At 38.2% G+C, this 17,569-nt stretch carries 22 protein-coding genes and 1 tRNA gene; 17 read left to right on the top strand and 6 right to left on the bottom strand.

Annotation, left to right across the window (positions count from 1 at the left end):
• Positions 1–3 precede the first annotated feature (3 nt).
• The 15 genes from AC6I5B_RS18255 (at position 4) to AC6I5B_RS18185 (ending at position 12,767) form a co-directional block, all read left to right on the top strand.
• On the top strand, positions 4–879 hold the full coding sequence (locus tag AC6I5B_RS18255; RefSeq protein ID WP_004613270.1) for a DUF3881 family protein: 876 nt from the start codon (positions 4–6) through the stop codon (positions 877–879).
• 327 nt (positions 880–1,206) lie between these two features.
• Positions 1,207–1,280: transfer RNA gene (locus AC6I5B_RS18250), tRNA-Arg, on the top strand.
• 249 nt (positions 1,281–1,529) lie between these two features.
• On the top strand, positions 1,530–2,495 hold the full coding sequence (locus AC6I5B_RS18245; protein ID WP_062807461.1) for a ParB/RepB/Spo0J family partition protein: 966 nt from the start codon (positions 1,530–1,532) through the stop codon (positions 2,493–2,495).
• A 14-nt stretch (positions 2,496–2,509) separates the two neighbouring features.
• Positions 2,510–3,295 carry a ParA family protein gene (locus AC6I5B_RS18240; protein WP_497773520.1) on the top strand — a complete coding sequence of 262 codons (786 nt, stop codon included), beginning with the start codon at positions 2,510–2,512 and terminating at the stop codon, positions 3,293–3,295.
• Complete coding sequence (locus AC6I5B_RS18235; RefSeq protein WP_497773519.1) at positions 3,285–4,190, top strand: ParB/RepB/Spo0J family partition protein; 906 nt, start codon at positions 3,285–3,287, stop codon at positions 4,188–4,190. Before AC6I5B_RS18240 ends, AC6I5B_RS18235 begins: the two co-directional genes overlap by 11 nt.
• A gap of 78 nt (positions 4,191–4,268) precedes the next feature.
• A complete protein-coding gene (locus tag AC6I5B_RS18230) occupies positions 4,269–5,267 on the top strand; it encodes a DUF6017 domain-containing protein (protein WP_270608467.1) in 999 nt (332 codons plus the stop codon).
• Positions 5,268–5,276: 9 nt separating this feature from the next.
• On the top strand, positions 5,277–5,573 hold the full coding sequence (locus AC6I5B_RS18225) for a hypothetical protein (RefSeq protein WP_005334864.1): 297 nt from the start codon (positions 5,277–5,279) through the stop codon (positions 5,571–5,573).
• Between the two features lie 7 nt (positions 5,574–5,580).
• Positions 5,581–5,985 (top strand): hypothetical protein, encoded by a 405-nt coding sequence (locus AC6I5B_RS18220; RefSeq protein ID WP_270608468.1) that lies wholly within the window; start codon positions 5,581–5,583, stop codon positions 5,983–5,985.
• Between the two features lie 134 nt (positions 5,986–6,119).
• Entirely contained in the window at positions 6,120–7,097 is a 978-nt protein-coding gene (bsh, locus tag AC6I5B_RS18215; protein WP_270608469.1) for a choloylglycine hydrolase, read from the top strand.
• Between the two features lie 38 nt (positions 7,098–7,135).
• A complete protein-coding gene (locus AC6I5B_RS18210; RefSeq protein WP_055166959.1) occupies positions 7,136–7,816 on the top strand; it encodes a GTP pyrophosphokinase in 681 nt (226 codons plus the stop codon).
• 35 nt (positions 7,817–7,851) lie between these two features.
• On the top strand, positions 7,852–9,411 hold the full coding sequence (gene cls / locus AC6I5B_RS18205; protein ID WP_497773518.1) for a cardiolipin synthase: 1,560 nt from the start codon (positions 7,852–7,854) through the stop codon (positions 9,409–9,411).
• A 254-nt stretch (positions 9,412–9,665) separates the two neighbouring features.
• Positions 9,666–11,390, top strand: coding sequence for a citrate synthase (locus AC6I5B_RS18200; protein ID WP_270608471.1), 1,725 nt, complete (start codon positions 9,666–9,668; stop codon positions 11,388–11,390).
• A 3-nt stretch (positions 11,391–11,393) separates the two neighbouring features.
• A complete protein-coding gene (locus AC6I5B_RS18195; RefSeq protein WP_270608472.1) occupies positions 11,394–11,669 on the top strand; it encodes a molecular chaperone in 276 nt (91 codons plus the stop codon).
• 239 nt (positions 11,670–11,908) lie between these two features.
• On the top strand, positions 11,909–12,223 hold the full coding sequence (locus AC6I5B_RS18190) for a helix-turn-helix domain-containing protein (protein ID WP_003864550.1): 315 nt from the start codon (positions 11,909–11,911) through the stop codon (positions 12,221–12,223).
• Positions 12,224–12,338: 115 nt separating this feature from the next.
• On the top strand, positions 12,339–12,767 hold the full coding sequence (locus AC6I5B_RS18185) for a hypothetical protein (protein WP_195678624.1): 429 nt from the start codon (positions 12,339–12,341) through the stop codon (positions 12,765–12,767).
• 130 nt (positions 12,768–12,897) lie between these two features.
• Here AC6I5B_RS18185 and AC6I5B_RS18180 read toward each other — a convergent pair whose 3' ends face one another.
• From AC6I5B_RS18180 to AC6I5B_RS18155, 6 genes are read right to left on the bottom strand one after another with little or no spacing between them, the layout of a single operon-like run.
• Positions 12,898–13,176: a helix-turn-helix domain-containing protein gene (locus AC6I5B_RS18180; protein WP_005334794.1), complete on the bottom strand. Its 279-nt coding sequence runs from the start codon at positions 13,174–13,176 to the stop codon at positions 12,898–12,900.
• A gap of 4 nt (positions 13,177–13,180) precedes the next feature.
• Positions 13,181–13,567: a dCTP deaminase domain-containing protein gene (locus AC6I5B_RS18175; RefSeq protein WP_270608480.1), complete on the bottom strand. Its 387-nt coding sequence runs from the start codon at positions 13,565–13,567 to the stop codon at positions 13,181–13,183.
• 16 nt (positions 13,568–13,583) lie between these two features.
• Complete coding sequence (locus AC6I5B_RS18170) at positions 13,584–14,363, bottom strand: FAD-dependent thymidylate synthase (RefSeq protein ID WP_270608473.1); 780 nt, start codon at positions 14,361–14,363, stop codon at positions 13,584–13,586.
• Positions 14,350–14,676 (bottom strand): hypothetical protein, encoded by a 327-nt coding sequence (locus tag AC6I5B_RS18165; RefSeq protein ID WP_029471619.1) that lies wholly within the window; start codon positions 14,674–14,676, stop codon positions 14,350–14,352. Before AC6I5B_RS18165 ends, AC6I5B_RS18170 begins: the two co-directional genes overlap by 14 nt.
• 29 nt (positions 14,677–14,705) lie before the next feature.
• Positions 14,706–16,259, bottom strand: a complete 1,554-nt coding sequence (locus AC6I5B_RS18160) for a relaxase/mobilization nuclease domain-containing protein (protein WP_497773517.1) — start codon at positions 16,257–16,259, stop codon at positions 14,706–14,708.
• Positions 16,237–16,623, bottom strand: a complete 387-nt coding sequence (locus AC6I5B_RS18155) for a plasmid mobilization protein (RefSeq protein WP_270608475.1) — start codon at positions 16,621–16,623, stop codon at positions 16,237–16,239. Before AC6I5B_RS18155 ends, AC6I5B_RS18160 begins: the two co-directional genes overlap by 23 nt.
• 132 nt (positions 16,624–16,755) lie before the next feature.
• Between AC6I5B_RS18155 and AC6I5B_RS18150 the strand changes: the two genes are divergently transcribed.
• Both AC6I5B_RS18150 and AC6I5B_RS18145 read left to right on the top strand, forming a co-directional pair.
• Complete coding sequence (locus AC6I5B_RS18150) at positions 16,756–17,013, top strand: hypothetical protein (protein ID WP_270608476.1); 258 nt, start codon at positions 16,756–16,758, stop codon at positions 17,011–17,013.
• A complete protein-coding gene (locus AC6I5B_RS18145) occupies positions 17,006–17,431 on the top strand; it encodes a GNAT family N-acetyltransferase (protein ID WP_497773516.1) in 426 nt (141 codons plus the stop codon). The genes AC6I5B_RS18150 and AC6I5B_RS18145 overlap by 8 nt, the downstream gene beginning before the upstream one ends.
• The last annotated feature ends 138 nt before the right edge of the window (positions 17,432–17,569 follow it).

The following is a 17,569-nucleotide window of genomic DNA, read 5'->3' as shown; positions in this document are numbered from 1 at the left end:
AACGTGCATAAGTATTTAAAAGCAATCGGTTTTACAGAATTAAAGAAAAAGCAGGAGATTCGAGAGATACTCAGGCAGACTGCAGACGAATTTGATTCGCAACAGGCAGTATCTTTGGATGAAACATCAGAATTTTATGAGTTAAAAAAACAATATGGTGACAGTGTAGGGATTTCTGTGTACGGAGAGATGGATCAGGATAAAATTTTCGAGAGGGAATATTATGTGCCATATTTTGAAGGCACAGGAATTACAACTTATGCGGATGTGCTTGTGGAGCGACGCATTGAAAAAGAGATGTATGTCGGAATCTGCGAGGATGTAAAAGTGGGAGCAAGTATTATTTTCCATATACAAAATGCAATTGAGTATATGAAAGAAAAGCAGCTTGGCGGACTTGCAAAGAGAACAACATCCGTGACGCTATCCGGACTTGGCTCTTCCGGAATGATTCTTTTCCCGATTTCAAAAGATGAACATTTGGAAAAGACAAGAAAAGAAGAGGAGCGCAATCGCATGATGCTTTTGAGCGCAGCTAGAAATGGCGATCAGGAGGCAATGGAAAGTCTCACTTTGGATGACATTGACACCTATTCTAAAGTATCAAAGCGATTGATTACAGAAGATATTTTTACGATTGTAGAGACATATTTCATGCCGTATGGTGTGGAATGCGACGAGTATTCGATTTTGGGAGAAATCATAGACTTGCGCAAAACACAGAACAAAGTAACGCAGGAAACGCTCTACATAATGACATTGGATGTGAATGAATTACAATTTGATGTGTGTATTCCTGAAAAAGAAGTTATGGGAGTTCCGGAAGTTGGAAGACGATTCAAAGGAAATATCTGGCTTCAAGGAAAAATCAATTTTTAAAAACACTTCACAACATCTCCCATTCGTGGTAGAATGAGAGATGTTGAAAATAAAAATGTTCCCTTAGTTAAATGGATATAACAAGTGCCTCCTAAGCGAAAGCCGAGGCATTCCCCAAAGGGAAAAAATGAAAAACAACTTTCAGTTCGAATCTATTCTGAAAAATGCTAATGGTGACAACAAAGCATTCCCCAAATTGGGGAACGTTCTAATGTTACCAAATCAAAAAAATCTGTAGATTGACAACTCGAAAAAGAGTTGATATCTTATATATGGCCGAAGGGAAAAATCCCAGAAACCCAGTAAAATCAAGGGTTTGCGGCATGTGTCGTCATAGCTCAGCTGGATAGAGCACTCGCCTCCTAAGCGAGGGGTCGGAGGTTCAAATCCTCTTGGCGACGGGCTTCAAAGCGTTCGAAAATGTTAGCTGGATTAGCTGACAACGAACGCTTTTGTTATTTTCAAATCACGTTCGTGACACAAAATTCCATTCAAAATGATCAATTTCCAGCTAACATTTGGGTTCCGCTCCGTTGTCACCCCTTATTCGGGGATGTAAATCAGAGAAAAGGCGGGAAAAGAAACAATCTCTCCCAAACCTGCAAACATAAATTAGCTGAAACAGTATTCAATTCTATTAGCTACAGCTAATGGTCAAACAGCAATGTCTGTTTGGAACTTTACTATCTATAAAAGTTCCAGGCAGGCATTTTTTATTGCCTGAATCCTGGAGGAAAGGAGTCAAGATGACTGAGCCAAACAGACAATCAGGAGAAAACGAAGAAAGAATCATAGAAATTGAGATTGAGCGTCTTCGACCGTTCAAAGAGCATCCGTTTCAGGTGAAAGATGATAAGGAAATGTTTCTTCTGCAGGAAAGCATTGAGAAGTATGGAATATTAAATCCGCTGATCGTCAGACCGGTACCGGATGGATACTATGAGATCATATCCGGCCACAGAAGAAAACATGCTGCGGAGAAACTGGGATACCGAAAAGTGCCGGTGATTATCCGGGTATTAAGTGAAGATGATTCCATTTTAAGCATGGTAGATTCTAATCTTCACAGAGAACGGATCAGCTACAGTGAAAAAGCTTTTGCTTACAAATTGAAGAATGACGTATTAAAAAGAAAAAGTGGTCGAAAAAAGAGTCAAGTTGACCACAAAACACCAAGAAAGCGGGCGATAGAGATTATCAGCGAGGATTGTGGTGATAGCCCAAAACAAGTGCAGCGTTATATCTCACTGACAAAACTGATACCGGAAATGCTGCAGAAACTGGATGATGAGATTATTTCTTTTTGTCCGGCTGTAGAGATAGCTGCATTAAGTGAAAAAGAGCAAAAGGAACTGCTTGTAGCAATGGAGTATGCACAGGCAATCCCGTCACTCTCACAGGCCCAGAGGATCCGGCAACTGAGTAAAGAAAAGCAGTTGTCACTGGAAAAGATGGAAGAAATCATGTGTGAGGTTAAAAAGGGTGAAATCACAAGAGTGGCTTTCACAAACGAACAGTTACATAAGTATTTTCCGAATTCCTATACACCGGCAATGATGAAACGGGAAATATTGGCACTACTAAAATTATGGAAAAAAGAATCATGGGAAAGTTAAAGGAGGAAGAAATCATGTGTAAAGTTATATCCGTAGTAAACCAGAAAGGCGGCGTTGGAAAGACCACCACAACCGTAAATGTAGGCATTGGACTGGCAAGAGAAGGTAAGAAAGTGTTGCTGATCGACGCGGATCCACAGGGAAGTTTAACCGCAAGTCTTGGATATGAGGAACCGGATGATCTTCGCATCACACTGGCAACGATCATGATGGATGTCATCAATGAAGAAGAAATCTCTCTGGAAGATGGTATCTTACATCACCAGGAAAATGTAGATCTACTTCCGGCAAATATTGAGCTTTCTGCCCTGGAAGTAACGATGGGAAATGTTATGAGCAGGGAAATGATCATGAAGGAATACATCGATGCGATAAGATGCCGATACGATTATATCTTGATCGACTGTATGCCAAGCCTTGGTATGATGACAATCAATGCACTGGTCTCTTCCGATTCCGTGCTGATACCTGTACAGGCCGCATATCTGCCGGTGAAAGGACTTCAGCAGCTGATCAAGACCATTCTTACAGTAAAGAAAAGGCTGAACCGGAAACTGGCGATTGAGGGCATTCTCCTGACTATGGTAGATTTTAGAACCAATTACGCAAGGGACATTGCATTGAGAGTACATACAACCTATGGAAGCCAGATAGAAGTATTTGAAAATGTGATTCCGATGTCCGTAAAAGCAGCTGAGACCAGTGCAGAGGGAAAAAGTATCTACATGCACTGTCCGAAAGGAAAAGTTGCTGAGGCATATATGAAATTGACACAGGAGGTTTTGAATAATGAAAAATAGAAGTGGCGAAAAGATTAAACTGGCTAGTATTGATGAATTGCTTGGTGTGGTAAATGAAGAGTCAGCAATGGAGATAGAGATCAGTAAGATCCATCCGTTTAAGAATCATCCGTTCAAGGTGCTGGATGATGAAAAGATGCAGGACCTGGTAGAAAGCGTAAAGATCAATGGAGTGCTGACACCGGTACTGCTTCGCATGGATGAAAATGAAGAATATGAAATGGTATCCGGTCACAGAAGAATGCATGCAGCACAGCTTGCAGGACTGACGACAATTCCGGCAATCGTAAGAGAATTATCAGATGATGATGCCATTGTGGCTATGGTGGACGCTAACATTCAGCGAGAGGAACTGTTGCCGAGTGAAAAAGCTTTTGCTTACAAAATGAAACAAGAGGCCATGAAACACCAAGGTTCTCGGACAGACTTGACTTTGGGACAAAATGTCCCAAAGTTCAAAAGAACAACGGAAGCAATTGCGGATGGGACAGGTGAAAGTTATAAACAGATTCAGCGTTACATTCGACTGACAGAGTTAATTCCGGAACTTCTTGATCTGGTAGATAACAAAAAGCTTCAGTTCACGGTTGCTGTTAATATCTCCTATATCGATAAGGAAGTACAGGAATGGATTTACGAATATATTAGCGACACTGGATTTATCAAGCCAAAACAGATTGCATCACTCAGAAATCAACTGAATGATGGGCCAATCAATCAGATCCAGATGTTATCAATTTTCAATAACTGTGTGATGGCAAAGAAAGTATCCCGGTCTCTCACATTCTCGGAAAAGAAACTAACAAAGTACTTTCCGGATGATTATACAGCCAAAGATATGGAGCAGGTGATTGAATCATTATTAGAAAAATGGATGCAGGAACAGTCCTGTTAAGGATAGAAAAAGCTAAGAAAACAAAGTCAAAGAAGTTTAAAAAGAGGACTTCTTAGCAGAAAATGAAAGGAGGAAATTATGGAGAAAAAAATGACATTTAATTATTTTTACGGTACCGAAGCTGATCAGTTCAGCTTCTACCGCATACCAAAAGCATTATTTACAGACAGTTATTTTAAAGATTTATCGAGCGATGCTAAAATTTTATATGGACTGATGTTGGATCGAATGTCTCTTTCTATCAAGAATCAGTGGTTTGATGACAAAAACAGAGCATATATCTACTTTTCCATCGAAGATATCATGGAATTACTGAACTGTGGCAGAAATAAAGCCATCAAATCCATGAGAGAACTGGATGACGAAACAGGGATTGGCCTGATTGAGAAACGCAGACAGGGATTTGGAAAGGTGAACGTTATCTACGTGAAAACCTTTATGCCTGAGAAAACAGATGAGAAAAAATTTGAAGAGGAATTAAAGAAGTTTAAAAAACAAACTTCTGTGGAAAATGAGGAATCTACAGAAGTTTACATTTCAAACTTCATGAAGTCCCAAAATCAAACTTCTAGAAGTCCCGAAAACAAACTTCAAGAAGTTTACATTTCAAACCCTAATAATACTAATCTTAGTGATACTGAAATGAATGATAATAAATCTAATCCTATCATATCTGTGGATGAGAAAAGATTTGATAGCGATAACCGCTCTGAGGATTATCAGGCTTATGAAAACCTTGTCAAAGAGACCATTGATTATGAATCACTGGAAGTAACCCATCATAACGATATGCGGCAGGTAGATGAAATCGTAAACCTGATCGTAGAGACTGTGATGTGTAAAAATGACAAGATCTTGATTGCCAGCAACTGGTATCCGGCATCACTGGTGAAGAAAAAATTTCTGATGCTGACCTATTCACATATCGAGTACGTCTTACACTGTATGAGTGGTAACACCACAAAGGTGAAGAACATCAAGAAATATTTATTAGCAGCCCTGTTTAATGCACCGTCAACGATGAACGGGTATTATCAGGCAGAGGTGAACCATGATATGCCAGGACTGGTAAGATAGGAGGTGCACATGTTTATTTTAAAACTTGCTGGAAAGATATTATTACTGCCGGTATGGCTGATTCTTTTTGTGATCGGCCTGGCAGTGAAGATGACAGTACAGACTTATGCGGTTGTCAGAGGGATCCTTGGGTTTATATTCACTTTGTTGATTATAGCGACTGCATACTGTTATCATGACTGGGTACAGGTTGCATTTCTATTTTCGCTGAGTGTAATTCTGTATCTGATCCTGTTTGCAGGAGTATTCGTGGACACTGTACTGGACATGACAAGAGAACGTATTATTGATTTTATTATATCGTGAGGAGGATATGAAAATGAGCGAAAACAATGATTATATTCAGTTACCACCACTAAAAAAAGACACACCGTCCGATGTGGTAACATTTATGTGGGAGTACATGAAAGTACCGGAGGATTCAAGAGAAAAAGTTAAGAATCTGCTTAAAGATGCAAATGAAAATGGAGTAAAAATAAGTCATCAGGCACCAACACTGTATGATGTTGTTCCGAAAGAAGAAATTGCTGAATTTGAAGAGCTTATGCGCAAAACCATAGCTGACATTGTATCAGAAGCCAGTAGCGTTGCCTGTTGGGTGTATGTGCAGAAATATGTGAAGCACAAAACCCTAAACGAAATGCTGCAAGAATTGCCAGACGTAGGTCAATTCATCCTAGCTATGAATACCTGGTTTGAAAAACTGATGGAGAAATAATCTAGGAAAATAGTTTAAAGTTTACATGTTATGATTATGTATGAAGTTGGAACAAAATAAAAGAATTGTGCTATAATATTGTTCAAGAAAAAACTCATTGACATATTTCAATCTATTTAGGAGGATAAACGATCATGTGTACAGCAGCAACTTATAAAACAAAAGATTTTTACTTTGGACGAACCCTCGATTATGAATTCTCTTATGGTGATCAGATAGTAATTACACCACGTAATTATGCGTTTAATTTTCGCCATGTTGGCGATATGAAAAATCATTATGCAATTATTGGAATGGCTCATGTTGCAGAGGATTATCCTTTGTATTATGATGCTATGAATGAAAAAGGAGTGGCAATGGCAGGACTGAATTTTGTCGGAAATGCTGTTTATGCCGCGATTAAGCCAGATGTGGAAAATATTGCACAGTTTGAATTTATTCCGTGGATTTTAAGTCAGTGTTCTTCTTTAGTTGAAGTTCGCGAGCTTCTTGAACAAATTAATATTGTTAATACTCCTTTCAGCGAGCAATTACCATTAGCACAATTACACTGGATCATTTCTGATGAGAATGAGTCAATTACGGTAGAATCTATGTCAGATGGTTTGCATATTTATGACAATCCAGTAGGAGTGCTTACGAATAATCCGCCATTTCCACAGCAGATGTTTCAACTAAATAATTATATGTATTTATCTCCTAAACAGCCCAGAAATACTTTCTGCGAAAATTTGGCTCTTGATGCATATAGTAGAGGTATGGGAGGATTAGGTCTTCCGGGAGATCTCTCATCTTCCTCACGCTTTGTACGTGTAGCTTTTACAAAGGTAAATGCAATTTCAGGTGAATCAGAGGAAGAAAGCGTTAGCCAATTCTTCCACATTCTCGGATCTGTGGATCAGCAACGAGGATGTTGCGAAGTAGCGGATGGAAAATATGAAATCACATTGTATACGTCGTGTTGTAATGTTACAAAAGGTATTTATTATTACAATACTTATGAAAACCATCAGATCAGTGCAGTAGATATGCATGTAGAAAATCTGGATAGTGATAAAATGATTTGTTATCCAGTAATTCAAGGAGAACGAATCAACTATCAAAATAAATAATGTTTTGAAATCAGGGATGAGGTAGAAAGGAAAGTTCCATGACAAAAGATGAAGTAAAAAAACTCGGGATGAACAGTCCGGAATCACTACAGTTTTTAAATAATGCTACAAAATTTTATAATTTAATGATGATGTATCGTTGTGCTATTAGGGAGATACAAACTAAACTTGAGGTTTTGGATGATGAATTTTCAGTTGAGAACAATCGAAATCCTATTTCTTTTATAAAAACAAGAATTAAGCAGCCCAATAGTATTTACGATAAATTGCAGAAGATGGGATATGAATTTACAACAGAAAATATACAGACATATCTCAATGATGTAGCAGGCGTTCGAATAGTTTGTGCGTTTATTGACGATATTTATATGATATCAGATTTGATTACCCAACAGGATGATATTAAAGTTATTGAAATAAAAGATTATATAAAAAATCCAAAATCGAATGGTTATCGAAGCTATCATATGATTGTTGAAATACCAGTATTTTTTGCTAAGGGTAAAACACCTATGCGTGTAGAATTACAGATTCGAACCAATGGTATGGATTTCTGGGCAACATTGGAACATCAACTTCGCTATAAAAAAGGAATTGAAGAAATGCCTGGCTATGATGAGATAAGTGAAGAATTACTTCATTCTGCAAGAGCTATCATTGAAGCAGATAATGAAATGCAGAGAATAAAAGACAAAATTGGTATGTTCCACGAAATTTAGGGAGAAAACTGAGCAAGTAGGAAGGTGGAATATATATGAAACAAGATACTTTAGAGGGCAAAGCAAAAACAAAAAATGGGGTAAAACGGCTGTGTTTTTCCATAATCTGCATTCTTCTGGAAGTGATTTTTATTATTACTATCGTAACACGCTTGAATGAATATGCAGAAATCATAAATTTATTTACAAGGATTTTGAGTGGGATCTTGGTTTTGGGATTGTACTCATCAAATAAGACATCCTCTATGAAAATGCCTTGGGTCATCTTAATTCTAATTTTCCCAATTATGGGTGTAGGCCTGTATTTGTTGATTGGTTTGAATGGTGGCACACATAAAATGCGTGAGCGATATGCAGAAATTGATAGCAAATTGTTACCAATGCTTCCGGACAGTCAGGAGTGTTTGAGCAAAATAAAAGAAACAATTCCGAAAGCAGGAAATATAGCAAGTTACATACAAAGAAATTCGCAGTATCCAATCTATCAGAATACGGATATTGTGTATTTTGATGAAGCAGTGAAAGGATTAGAGGCACAGCTTAAGGATTTGGAGAAAGCACAGAAGTTTATCTTTATGGAATATCATGCGATAGAAGACGCTGAAGCATGGCATAAGATTCAAGATGTTCTGGAAGAGCGAGTAAAAGCAGGTGTGGAAGTTAGAGTATTCTACGATGATATGGGTTCTATAGGCTTTATTAACACAGATTTTGTGAAAAAGATGGAGGCAATAGGAATTCATTGCCGTGTATTCAATCCGTTTATGCCAGGTTTAAATCTGTTTTTGAACAATCGTGATCATAGAAAAATAACAGTTATTGATGGAAAAGTCGGATTTACAGGTGGATATAATCTAGCAAACGAATATTTTAATTACACACACCCGTATGGACAGTGGAAAGATACAGGTATTCGTTTAGAAGGAGATGCTGTTCAGTCGCTTACGGTGACATTTTTGGAAATGTGGAATGCAGTAAGTGATAAGGATGCTAATGATTCTGATTTTAGTAAATACCTTTTCCACTATGATTATGCGGCACAGCAAACTGGGTTTGTTCAACCTTATGCAGACAGCCCTATGGATAATGAGCAAGTAGGAGAAGAAGTTTATATCAGTATGATAAATAAAGCTGAAAAATATTGTTGGTTTATGACTCCATATCTAATCATAACAGATGAAATGACGCATGCGTTATGTCTGGCTGCTAAGCGAGGGGTAGACGTAAGAATTATCACACCTGGTATCCCTGATAAAAAATTCATTTATAATATAACTCGTTCTTTTTATCATGGATTAGTTAAACATGGTGTTCGTGTTTATGAGTGGACTCCTGGTTTCTGTCATGCAAAAATGAGTGTGGCAGATGACTGTATGGCAACTTGTGGAACAATTAATCTGGATTATCGAAGTTTATATCACCATTTTGAAAACGGCTGTTTTATGGCAGATTGTCAGGCAGTTGTGGAAATAAAAAATGATCTGATAAGAACGATGGGAGAATGTCGTGATGTGACAGACCAATATCAAACCGGACGAAGTGCATATTTGCGACTGGGACAATTATTTATGAGATTATTTGCTGGATTGCTATAAGAATCTGATGAAACGACCTTTCAAAAAACAGTTGATTTAGAAGTTAACTGTTTTTGAAAGGCCGTTTTTGCTATATCTAACAGTCTGTTGTACAAAGAAGATTTTGCATGGATGAAAAAACAAACCTTGTTGAGGTTAAATTGAGTTTTCCATTGTATTGTATTGCTAATGAATAAGAATAAGAAAAAGAACAGACAATGCTGAATGCACTGGAAACAAGAATATCTGAGTATAGTATGTAAGTTCGTAACAGAATGAAAGGAGCGATTCAAATGAGCAATTTGGAAAATTATATGAAACAGCAAGCAATTTTTTGTGAACAAAATGATAGCATTAGTAAGAAACTGTATTCAGAGTATGGTGTAAAAAGAGGCTTACGAGATGAAAAAGGCCAAGGTGTGTTGACGGGGCTTACAAATATTTCTGATATAAAAGCTTTTGAATATCGTGATGGAGTAAAGAGTCCATGTGATGGCGAGTTATCTTATCGTGGTTATAATATAAAAGATTTAGTAACAGGAAGTAAAGGAAAAAGGTTTGTCTTTGAAGAAGGAGCATATCTTCTTTTATTCGGAGAATTGCCAACTGATACACAGTTAATGGAATTTCAGGGAAGACTATCTGATTGTATGGAACTACCGACTAACTTTACCAGAGATGTCATTATGAAAGCACCTACATCAGATATTATGGGTTCTATGACTCGAAGTATTCTTACATTGGGCTCTTACGATAAGGAGAAAGAAAGTCTTGAAATTCCGAATGTGCTAAGGCAGAGTATGCAGTTGATCGCAGCATTTCCTATGTTAGCAGTATATGCATACCATGCTTATTGTCATTATGAAAAAAACGAAAGTATGTATATTCATAGACCTGAAAAAGATTTATCTATTGCTGAAAATTTCCTGCGCCTATTAAGACCAGATACAAAATTCACAGAACTGGAAGCAAGAGTACTGGATATAGCATTATTGTTACATATGGAACATGGTGGTGGTAACAATTCTACATTCACTACACGGGTAGTAACATCTTCAGGTTCAGATACTTATTCTGTTATTTCAGCAGCAATGTCATCCTTAAAAGGGAAAAAACATGGTGGTGCAAATCTGATGGTAATGAATATGATGGATGATATTAAAAGTCATGTGAAAGATTATGAAGACGAAGAGGAAATTGCATCATATCTGAGTAAGATTTTGAAGAAAGAGGCGTTTGATCAGAAAGGACTTATTTATGGAATGGGACATGCTGTATATTCTATTTCAGATCCGAGAGAAAGGGTGTTCAAAGGCTTTGTAGAACAACTCGCAAGGGATAAAGGACGTGAGAAAGATATGACCCTTTATAACAATATTGAGAAGATTGCACCTAAGTTGATTGCAAAGCAGCGTCAGATATTCAAAGGAGTAAGTCCTAATATAGATTTCTATAGTGGTTTTGTGTATGACATGTTGAATATTCCAAGAGAATTGTACACGCCATTATTTGCAATAGCAAGAATGGAACATCAGGTATACCGGGATCAGGCGCAGGGTGTTATCCTGGATGCCTATGGAAAAATGGTTGTCGAAGAATGTAAGAAATTCGATGAAAAGACAAAACAAAAGATTCATGATTACATCCAACAGCAGGTACCATTAAATCCGGTCGAACAGTTAAAACAGGATGGCAAAATCCGTCTGGAACATTATCAGAAGTTCTACCAGAATGGCACTTATGAACGGAGCAGAGAATCCGGTACCGAAGCAAATTATGATATGGTGGATGGTCTGGTAAATAATCAGAAGAAGAATCCAGAAAAGATCTCTGATGCCCACAGCAACAAACAGACTTCCCGAAATCAACAGGATAATAAACCTAAGAAACGAAGATCTGTGATCAAACGACTCCATCAAAAACAGATTGCTATTGCTCGCCGGTCCGGAAAGCCGATACCAAAGTACCTGGATCAGGAAATGGAAAGAAAGCGGGGGTAGAATATGCGAAGGTTAAAGTGTGAAAAAGAAACGATTATTCTGACCAATGAAGATGATGGATTCTATGATGTGTATACCTTCAATCAGAGTCTGCAGAAACGGTTACGGTCCTTTGCTGAGAAGTATCCGGATGATTGCTGGTTGAAAGGATCTTCGGAGGATGGAAGTGAAACGTATATGATCAAAAAAGGGCGGTTATCATTGAATTTAAGACCACCCTATTCCAAGGATAGAATTCATAAAGCAACCGAACGAATTATTGAAGAACAGAAAGAGTAATCGAAGGATTCATAGAATGCGATTTAAGAGAAAAAAGCCTCATGACCATGAGGAAAAATGAAAGTAAAATACGTTAGCTGATAAAGTGTATAGGCTCAAAAGGGAAAGTGCCCTTTTGGGCCTTTTTGATTTAAAATAGTTCTAAAGAACAAGTTAACAATCTGTAGATTCTGTATGTTTTAAAGATCAATCGTTATACTAATTTTAGACCGAATTATCGTTCTAAAGGAGGTGTCACAATGGATTTAAAGGCGGTTGGTCAGAGAATAAAAGCTGCAAGGGAAGCTAAGAATCTTACACAAGAAGAATTGGCAGCACTGGTAAACTTGAGTCCAACTCATGTAAGTGTTATAGAGAGAGGACTGAAAGTAACAAAACTTGATACTTTTATTGCGATTGCAAATGCATTAGATGTTTCAGCAGATACACTATTGATTGATGTTGTGACACATTCGGTTAGCGGCGTTACGAATGAATTATCTGAAATGATAGAGAAACTACCGAAAGAAAAGCAACAGAGAATTATCAATGCAGTGAGAGCATTGGTGGAATAAATACGTGAATAAGAAGATGGAAGGGCTTATTGCTCTTCTTTTTTATTTGGTTTAACGTGAAAATATGATATAGTAGTTCTAAAGACTTATATATAATTCTAAGGAACTTGATAAAATGAAGAAAAAAAATATAACACTTGTATTTGTTGCTATCGTTTTTTCGATTATTGTTGGAATGATAATTGGGAAAAGCTTATTAAAGTATAAAGAAGGTGAGCCAGATGTAGTTGGCAGTTTTTCTATGAATAGAGATGAGAATCTTACAGTAGTTGCTAACAGAAAAAATATTTCTGATAAAGAAGCATTTACAAGACTGCTTTTAAAAATGTACAAAGAGAATTCATTTCATTCAATAAAATTTTCTACAGATCATGGATATGCAACCAGCCTTGATATGACCGTATATTCTTGGAAGGAAGATATCGAAAATGGAAAATCCATTATGCAGATAGAACTTAGGCCGATTGAATATGGAAAAGATTATGATATTGTTCATAATCCGGATAAATATGTGCTTTTTATCGATGGAACAGAAATAAAATGAAATATATAGATATGCAGATAAAGCGCAGAAAAAGAGGATTGCTCAACACAGGAGGATATTTTCAATTACCCTCAAAATGATAAAAGCGAGGCAGCGGAAAATCCGTTGCCTCATTTCAGTATTATGACAATTAATCTAGTTCCGCCCCTAACTCATACCTCCAATATTCTGCCGCTTCATACTCTCTAGGTTCTGAGAGTACTGGTACGGTAAAGAGTTCAACCGGAACACCGAGTGTTGATGCGAAGAGTTTCATAAGATCCTCTTTTGGTGTTCGGACATCGCCTTCATATTGAGCAATCCGGACATCAGCACAGCTGTCGGGAAATCCAACAGCTATGCCAAGTTCTTTCTGGGTGAGATGATTTTTCTGTCTTAAGTGTTTTAATTTTCTTCCAAATGTAATCATAGTATTATTCTCCTGTGCTTCCGAATGACCCGGTTCCTCGTTCATTACCAAGGTCCAGGACAAAATCTGCGATCACGACCGGTGTAATCACCAGCTGACCGACGCGTGTGTCTTTATGAATGGTCTGAGAAGATGTGCTTACGTTGCTGATAATGGCGTGGATCTCACCACGGTAACCGGAGTCGATCGGTGGAAGTTCGCATACCAGTCCTTTTGCTGCCATGCTGCTTCGTGGAAAGACATATCCGGCAAATCCATCTGGTATGATGAGACCGAATCCAAGTGGAATTCTTGCAACCTCACCTGGTTTTAATACGCAATCATAAGGCATGAATACATCAGCACCGGCATCATTTTCATGTGGCCGGAAGGGATGATGATCTGCTTTCAGACCAAAGTCAATCAGTTTAATCTTTATGGCTGCTCACCTCCCTTCTGATGAGCAATGGATAATCTGCTTTTAAGATATCTGACGGTATCCAAAGTTTCGAAATAGGATCCTGGCAGGACATCTGTTTTTCCATACAGCTTCCTCTCTGACAGAATGAACCGGTCAGATCCGGTGCAAAAAGAATTGGGCTTAATTTGTACAATCTCTGCCAGATCTGTAGCATCACAATCCTTGTTTCATCCGTATTTCTTCTGCAGGTTCTCTGACCGATCATATGCTTCCACTGGTAAGGCGTTGCACTGATGACCAGTACGTTACGAAGTCCCTGAGGTGTGGCATATCCGGCTGAATCATGATCAATGCCTAAGGCACAGAGTTCTGCATAGTGATCCAGATCTGACTGACAGCTTTTCTTGTAAATATTCTGGATTTCTTTATCTGCTTTCATGATTTCATATGGAATAGCAAATGCAGCGTGACCGGAATAATTGCTGTACTGCAGAGATGCACTCATGTATTTCACTTCGTTCTGATGCCTGGTGATCTGTGCCAGGAAGCGTCTGCTTGCACCAACAACAGCCACGGTAATGACCATGAATTTCTGTACTGTTGGATGGGGAAGTCCTGCAATGTTTTCTACAGTTTTCTGACTGTAGGATTGATGGTAAAGCTCCATCAGATCTGCCATGTTCTGGATCGTATGACCGTGTTGTGTGAGCCTGGCTGCAAAGACCATATTTTGTTCTGCTTCCCGGATTCCATAGCAGTTTAAGATAGCTGTTTCAATGTGATCCATAGGCCTGTTCCTCCTTTACCAGAGCTTTTAAAAGGATCAGATAATTGATGCAGTCTGTGATTTTTTCATCCCACTGTTCCATGTCAAAATGTAACAGAGTGGAATAACACATATCGTAAAGGGATACGACATGTTTCGACATCATACCGGCCAGTGCTGCTTTTGGATCGCAGTTCTGTAAAGCGGCAGCAATCTTGAATGCACTGAGACGGTCAATATTATCACCGGTATATTCTTTCTTTTTATGTGCCAGAATATCGGCACACTTTCTCATCTGAAGTTCAAATACAACATTAAATTCTTCTTGTGTCATGTGATAGTTCCTCCTTTGTTTTGTAATAGTTATCGTTCGAGATCCTTGGTTTTTGATCTTACTGGTTCCGGAATCTGCATCTGAAGGATGGCATCAACATTCTGATCGGCAGTATCCAGATCTTTTAATTTTTCTTTCAAGCTGCTTATTGCTTCTTCTTCGGAAGCTATCTGCTGTTGCAGTTTTTCTTTTTGTAAAGTCAAGGTTTTTAGGCTTGTCATCTTTCCATCCTGATAAAAGGATCTCAGCCAATTTCTGGCTTTTTCATATTTCTGAATTTCCTTCGCATGTTCTTTCCGGTACTTTCCTTTGTACTTTGCATTTGAAAATTGGGAATAAACTTCCTTATTTGCATAGTACTGTCCGGTATAACGGATGTGATCGTTGAGAATCCTTAGATCGGATCGATGCTGAGCAAACTGTGTCTGCATTTCTTTCAGTTCCTGCTTTGATGCAAGCAGTGTATTTTTCAAATCTGACTGCGTATCAAATCCATGTTCCTGCACATAGATAATGGTATTTGCCATTTGCTGCAGGTTAGAAAGTTTTACCCGATGAGCATAAGCCGGGCTCTGCATTGCTTTCACATTTGTCTGGAGATTTACAACCAGACGCAGGTGAGATCTGACGTAGAGAATGGCCAATGGATCCTTGCGTAAGAAGGTCTGTTCCAGGTGCTCTTTTCCATATCGTGTTCCCAGTGCACGTTCAGTAATCCGCTTCTGTCGATCAGGATGAAGATAGCTGTATCTGCCACGATGCTCAATCACAGAGATTTGAAATTGTTCCAGAAGTTTGGATTGGAATTCATCAAAACTATTGGATGTGGTAGCACATTCATCAATCGCATTTCGTAAATATTCTTTCTGTGTAAGGAACACGGTGGATGTTGGTTTGAGACCATCTTCAATAATTTTCTGATTGATCTCATCCAGTTTTTGCTGGCCGTGTTTCTGTGACATATATTCTTTCTGAGTAATTTTTTTCTCAGTCGGTGCAAGAAGATCTATTTGGTGAAGTCCTTCCTGTTGGCACCGATCCATGACGGTTTTCTTAAAAGTGTTCATGAATTTATCAGTGGATCGATGCTTGTAACCGGCGGCTTCCTCATGTGGTTTATCCATATAAGGCCGCCTTTTCACTGCAGTCTTTCGCACACTGTTGATGACGATATGAGTATGGATATTTCCGGATTCATTGTGACCATCAGTATGAGTAACCACCAGTGCCTGATATCCGGGAAACATCTGCTTTGCAAGGTCCAAACTGATTGCCTGTGCTCTCTCTCCGGTAAGACCGTTTTCTGTAACATCGGCTGGATCGTAGCTGATAATGTAGTGGTGACTTTTGATATCTTCACGTTTCTTATTTTTGTGAAAATGAGCATTTGTCAGTTCACATTCCTTGTCAAAAGACATCGGATCACAGTTCAGTCCATCCATATAAAACTCTTTTCGTAGGATGCTTCGTCCGGATTCATCTACAATCTTTTTCCCGGTTTTTTCATCATGTTCAAACAGAAGGTAATTGATAGCAGCCGAGTAATTTGCATTTCTGCTTTTAATGTGCTTTACGATTGCCATTCATACCACCTGCCAGTTTCAGTACCTCTTTTCTCAATAGGAATAAGTCCGTGATACACTGATGGATTTCGTTTTCTATAGCACGTGACTGACTGCCACCACTGTTAAAATGCTTGGCGATCTGATTGAGATTCGATCCAATCTTTCCATATTCACTGACCAGTTTTCTGAGATCGTTCATGTCTGCAACAACTTCAATCTGATGATTGATTTGCTTCTCAAGCAGAAGTTTTCTCAGATATTCAGATCGTGAGATTGAAAAACAAGTAGCTCCTTGATCCAGCAAATTGAGTTCGACATCTGTCAGTCGTACTGCAACAAAATGTCTGTGATTTAGTTCTTTATCTTTGTTTTTTGTTCTCATACTCCTCCTTCCGTTGCTACTATTCCTCCCACTGGGAGTCCACGTATTTCAATATCGGCTGTCCCTTCCGATATTAGAAATAGTGCTGTGAACACCTTTAGGTGGAACCAACAGACAAGTGAAACGTCTGTTATGAAGAGGGTATGGGGAGATCCCCATCAAGATAAAACCCATAGGAGAACAGGATGCCAAGCGGCAATACTGTTAAACACGGGTGGATCTTGCTCTGTATGTGTACCCCTCTATATAACGAAACGCTCAGAGGCTGTTTTACAGTGGGGGAAAAGAAAAAATATCAAAAAAATGATGATTAATGGTGAGCTTGTGGTAGAATGGAAAAAAGAGAAAAGCATAAAGGATGTAGTTGTGGAGAATATTTGTTATGATTAGAAAATTGCTGAACGGAGATATCGATAGAGTCGCTGACATATGGTTAAAGACAAATCTGAAAGCACATTATTTTATTTCCAATCAATACTGGAAAAGTAATTATGAATTAGTAAAAGAAATGATGTCACAATCCGAAGTCTATGTGTTTGAAGCGGATAAAATGATACAAGGATTTGTAGGACTAAATGATGAATATATCGAAGGTATTTTTGTCTCTGATGAAATACAGTCATGTGGTATAGGTAAACTTTTATTGGATTATGTTAAGAATAAAAAAGTTAGCTTACGATTAAATGTATACCAGAAGAATGCCAGAGCAATTTCTTTTTACCAAAGAGAAGGGTTCATTATTCAATGTGAAGATTTGGATGAAGATACTGGTGAAAAAGAGTACACTATGCTATGGAAACAAAAATAGAAATCGGGATTTGACGGAGAGTCTGCTTTCATAATGCAAGAAGTTTTATGTGTGTTAAAACCGGGTGGGGTTTACATATTGTCAGATACCGGAGTGGGTAGAAAAATACAGGAAATCAAGAAACATGGCGTGTCTTGA

The sequence above is a fragment of the Faecalimonas nexilis genome (assembly GCF_059731825.1).
The sequence above is the reverse complement of the archived record's forward strand: the minus strand, read 5'-3'. Positions and strand labels throughout refer to the sequence as shown.

Coding starts and splice junctions, on each gene's coding strand:
- AC6I5B_RS18210 (WP_055166959.1), top strand. CDS start 7,136: ATGACAAAAGATGAAGTAAAAAAACTCGGGATGAACAGTCCGGAATCA.
- AC6I5B_RS18150 (WP_270608476.1), top strand. CDS start 16,756: ATGAAGAGGGTATGGGGAGATCCCCATCAAGATAAAACCCATAGGAGA.
- AC6I5B_RS18220 (WP_270608468.1), top strand. CDS start 5,581: ATGAAAATGAGCGAAAACAATGATTATATTCAGTTACCACCACTAAAA.
- AC6I5B_RS18230 (WP_270608467.1), top strand. CDS start 4,269: ATGGAGAAAAAAATGACATTTAATTATTTTTACGGTACCGAAGCTGAT.
- AC6I5B_RS18225 (WP_005334864.1), top strand. CDS start 5,277: ATGTTTATTTTAAAACTTGCTGGAAAGATATTATTACTGCCGGTATGG.
- AC6I5B_RS18155 (WP_270608475.1), bottom strand. CDS start 16,623: ATGAGAACAAAAAACAAAGATAAAGAACTAAATCACAGACATTTTGTT.
- AC6I5B_RS18160 (WP_497773517.1), bottom strand. CDS start 16,259: ATGGCAATCGTAAAGCACATTAAAAGCAGAAATGCAAATTACTCGGCT.
- AC6I5B_RS18200 (WP_270608471.1), top strand. CDS start 9,666: ATGAAAGGAGCGATTCAAATGAGCAATTTGGAAAATTATATGAAACAG.
- AC6I5B_RS18170 (WP_270608473.1), bottom strand. CDS start 14,363: ATGGATCACATTGAAACAGCTATCTTAAACTGCTATGGAATCCGGGAA.
- cls (WP_497773518.1), top strand. CDS start 7,852: ATGAAACAAGATACTTTAGAGGGCAAAGCAAAAACAAAAAATGGGGTA.
- AC6I5B_RS18145 (WP_497773516.1), top strand. CDS start 17,006: ATGATTAGAAAATTGCTGAACGGAGATATCGATAGAGTCGCTGACATA.
- AC6I5B_RS18240 (WP_497773520.1), top strand. CDS start 2,510: ATGTGTAAAGTTATATCCGTAGTAAACCAGAAAGGCGGCGTTGGAAAG.
- bsh (WP_270608469.1), top strand. CDS start 6,120: ATGTGTACAGCAGCAACTTATAAAACAAAAGATTTTTACTTTGGACGA.
- AC6I5B_RS18180 (WP_005334794.1), bottom strand. CDS start 13,176: ATGATTACATTTGGAAGAAAATTAAAACACTTAAGACAGAAAAATCAT.
- AC6I5B_RS18190 (WP_003864550.1), top strand. CDS start 11,909: ATGGATTTAAAGGCGGTTGGTCAGAGAATAAAAGCTGCAAGGGAAGCT.
- AC6I5B_RS18185 (WP_195678624.1), top strand. CDS start 12,339: ATGAAGAAAAAAAATATAACACTTGTATTTGTTGCTATCGTTTTTTCG.
- AC6I5B_RS18235 (WP_497773519.1), top strand. CDS start 3,285: ATGAAAAATAGAAGTGGCGAAAAGATTAAACTGGCTAGTATTGATGAA.
- AC6I5B_RS18195 (WP_270608472.1), top strand. CDS start 11,394: ATGCGAAGGTTAAAGTGTGAAAAAGAAACGATTATTCTGACCAATGAA.
- AC6I5B_RS18165 (WP_029471619.1), bottom strand. CDS start 14,676: ATGACACAAGAAGAATTTAATGTTGTATTTGAACTTCAGATGAGAAAG.
- AC6I5B_RS18245 (WP_062807461.1), top strand. CDS start 1,530: ATGGTCAAACAGCAATGTCTGTTTGGAACTTTACTATCTATAAAAGTT.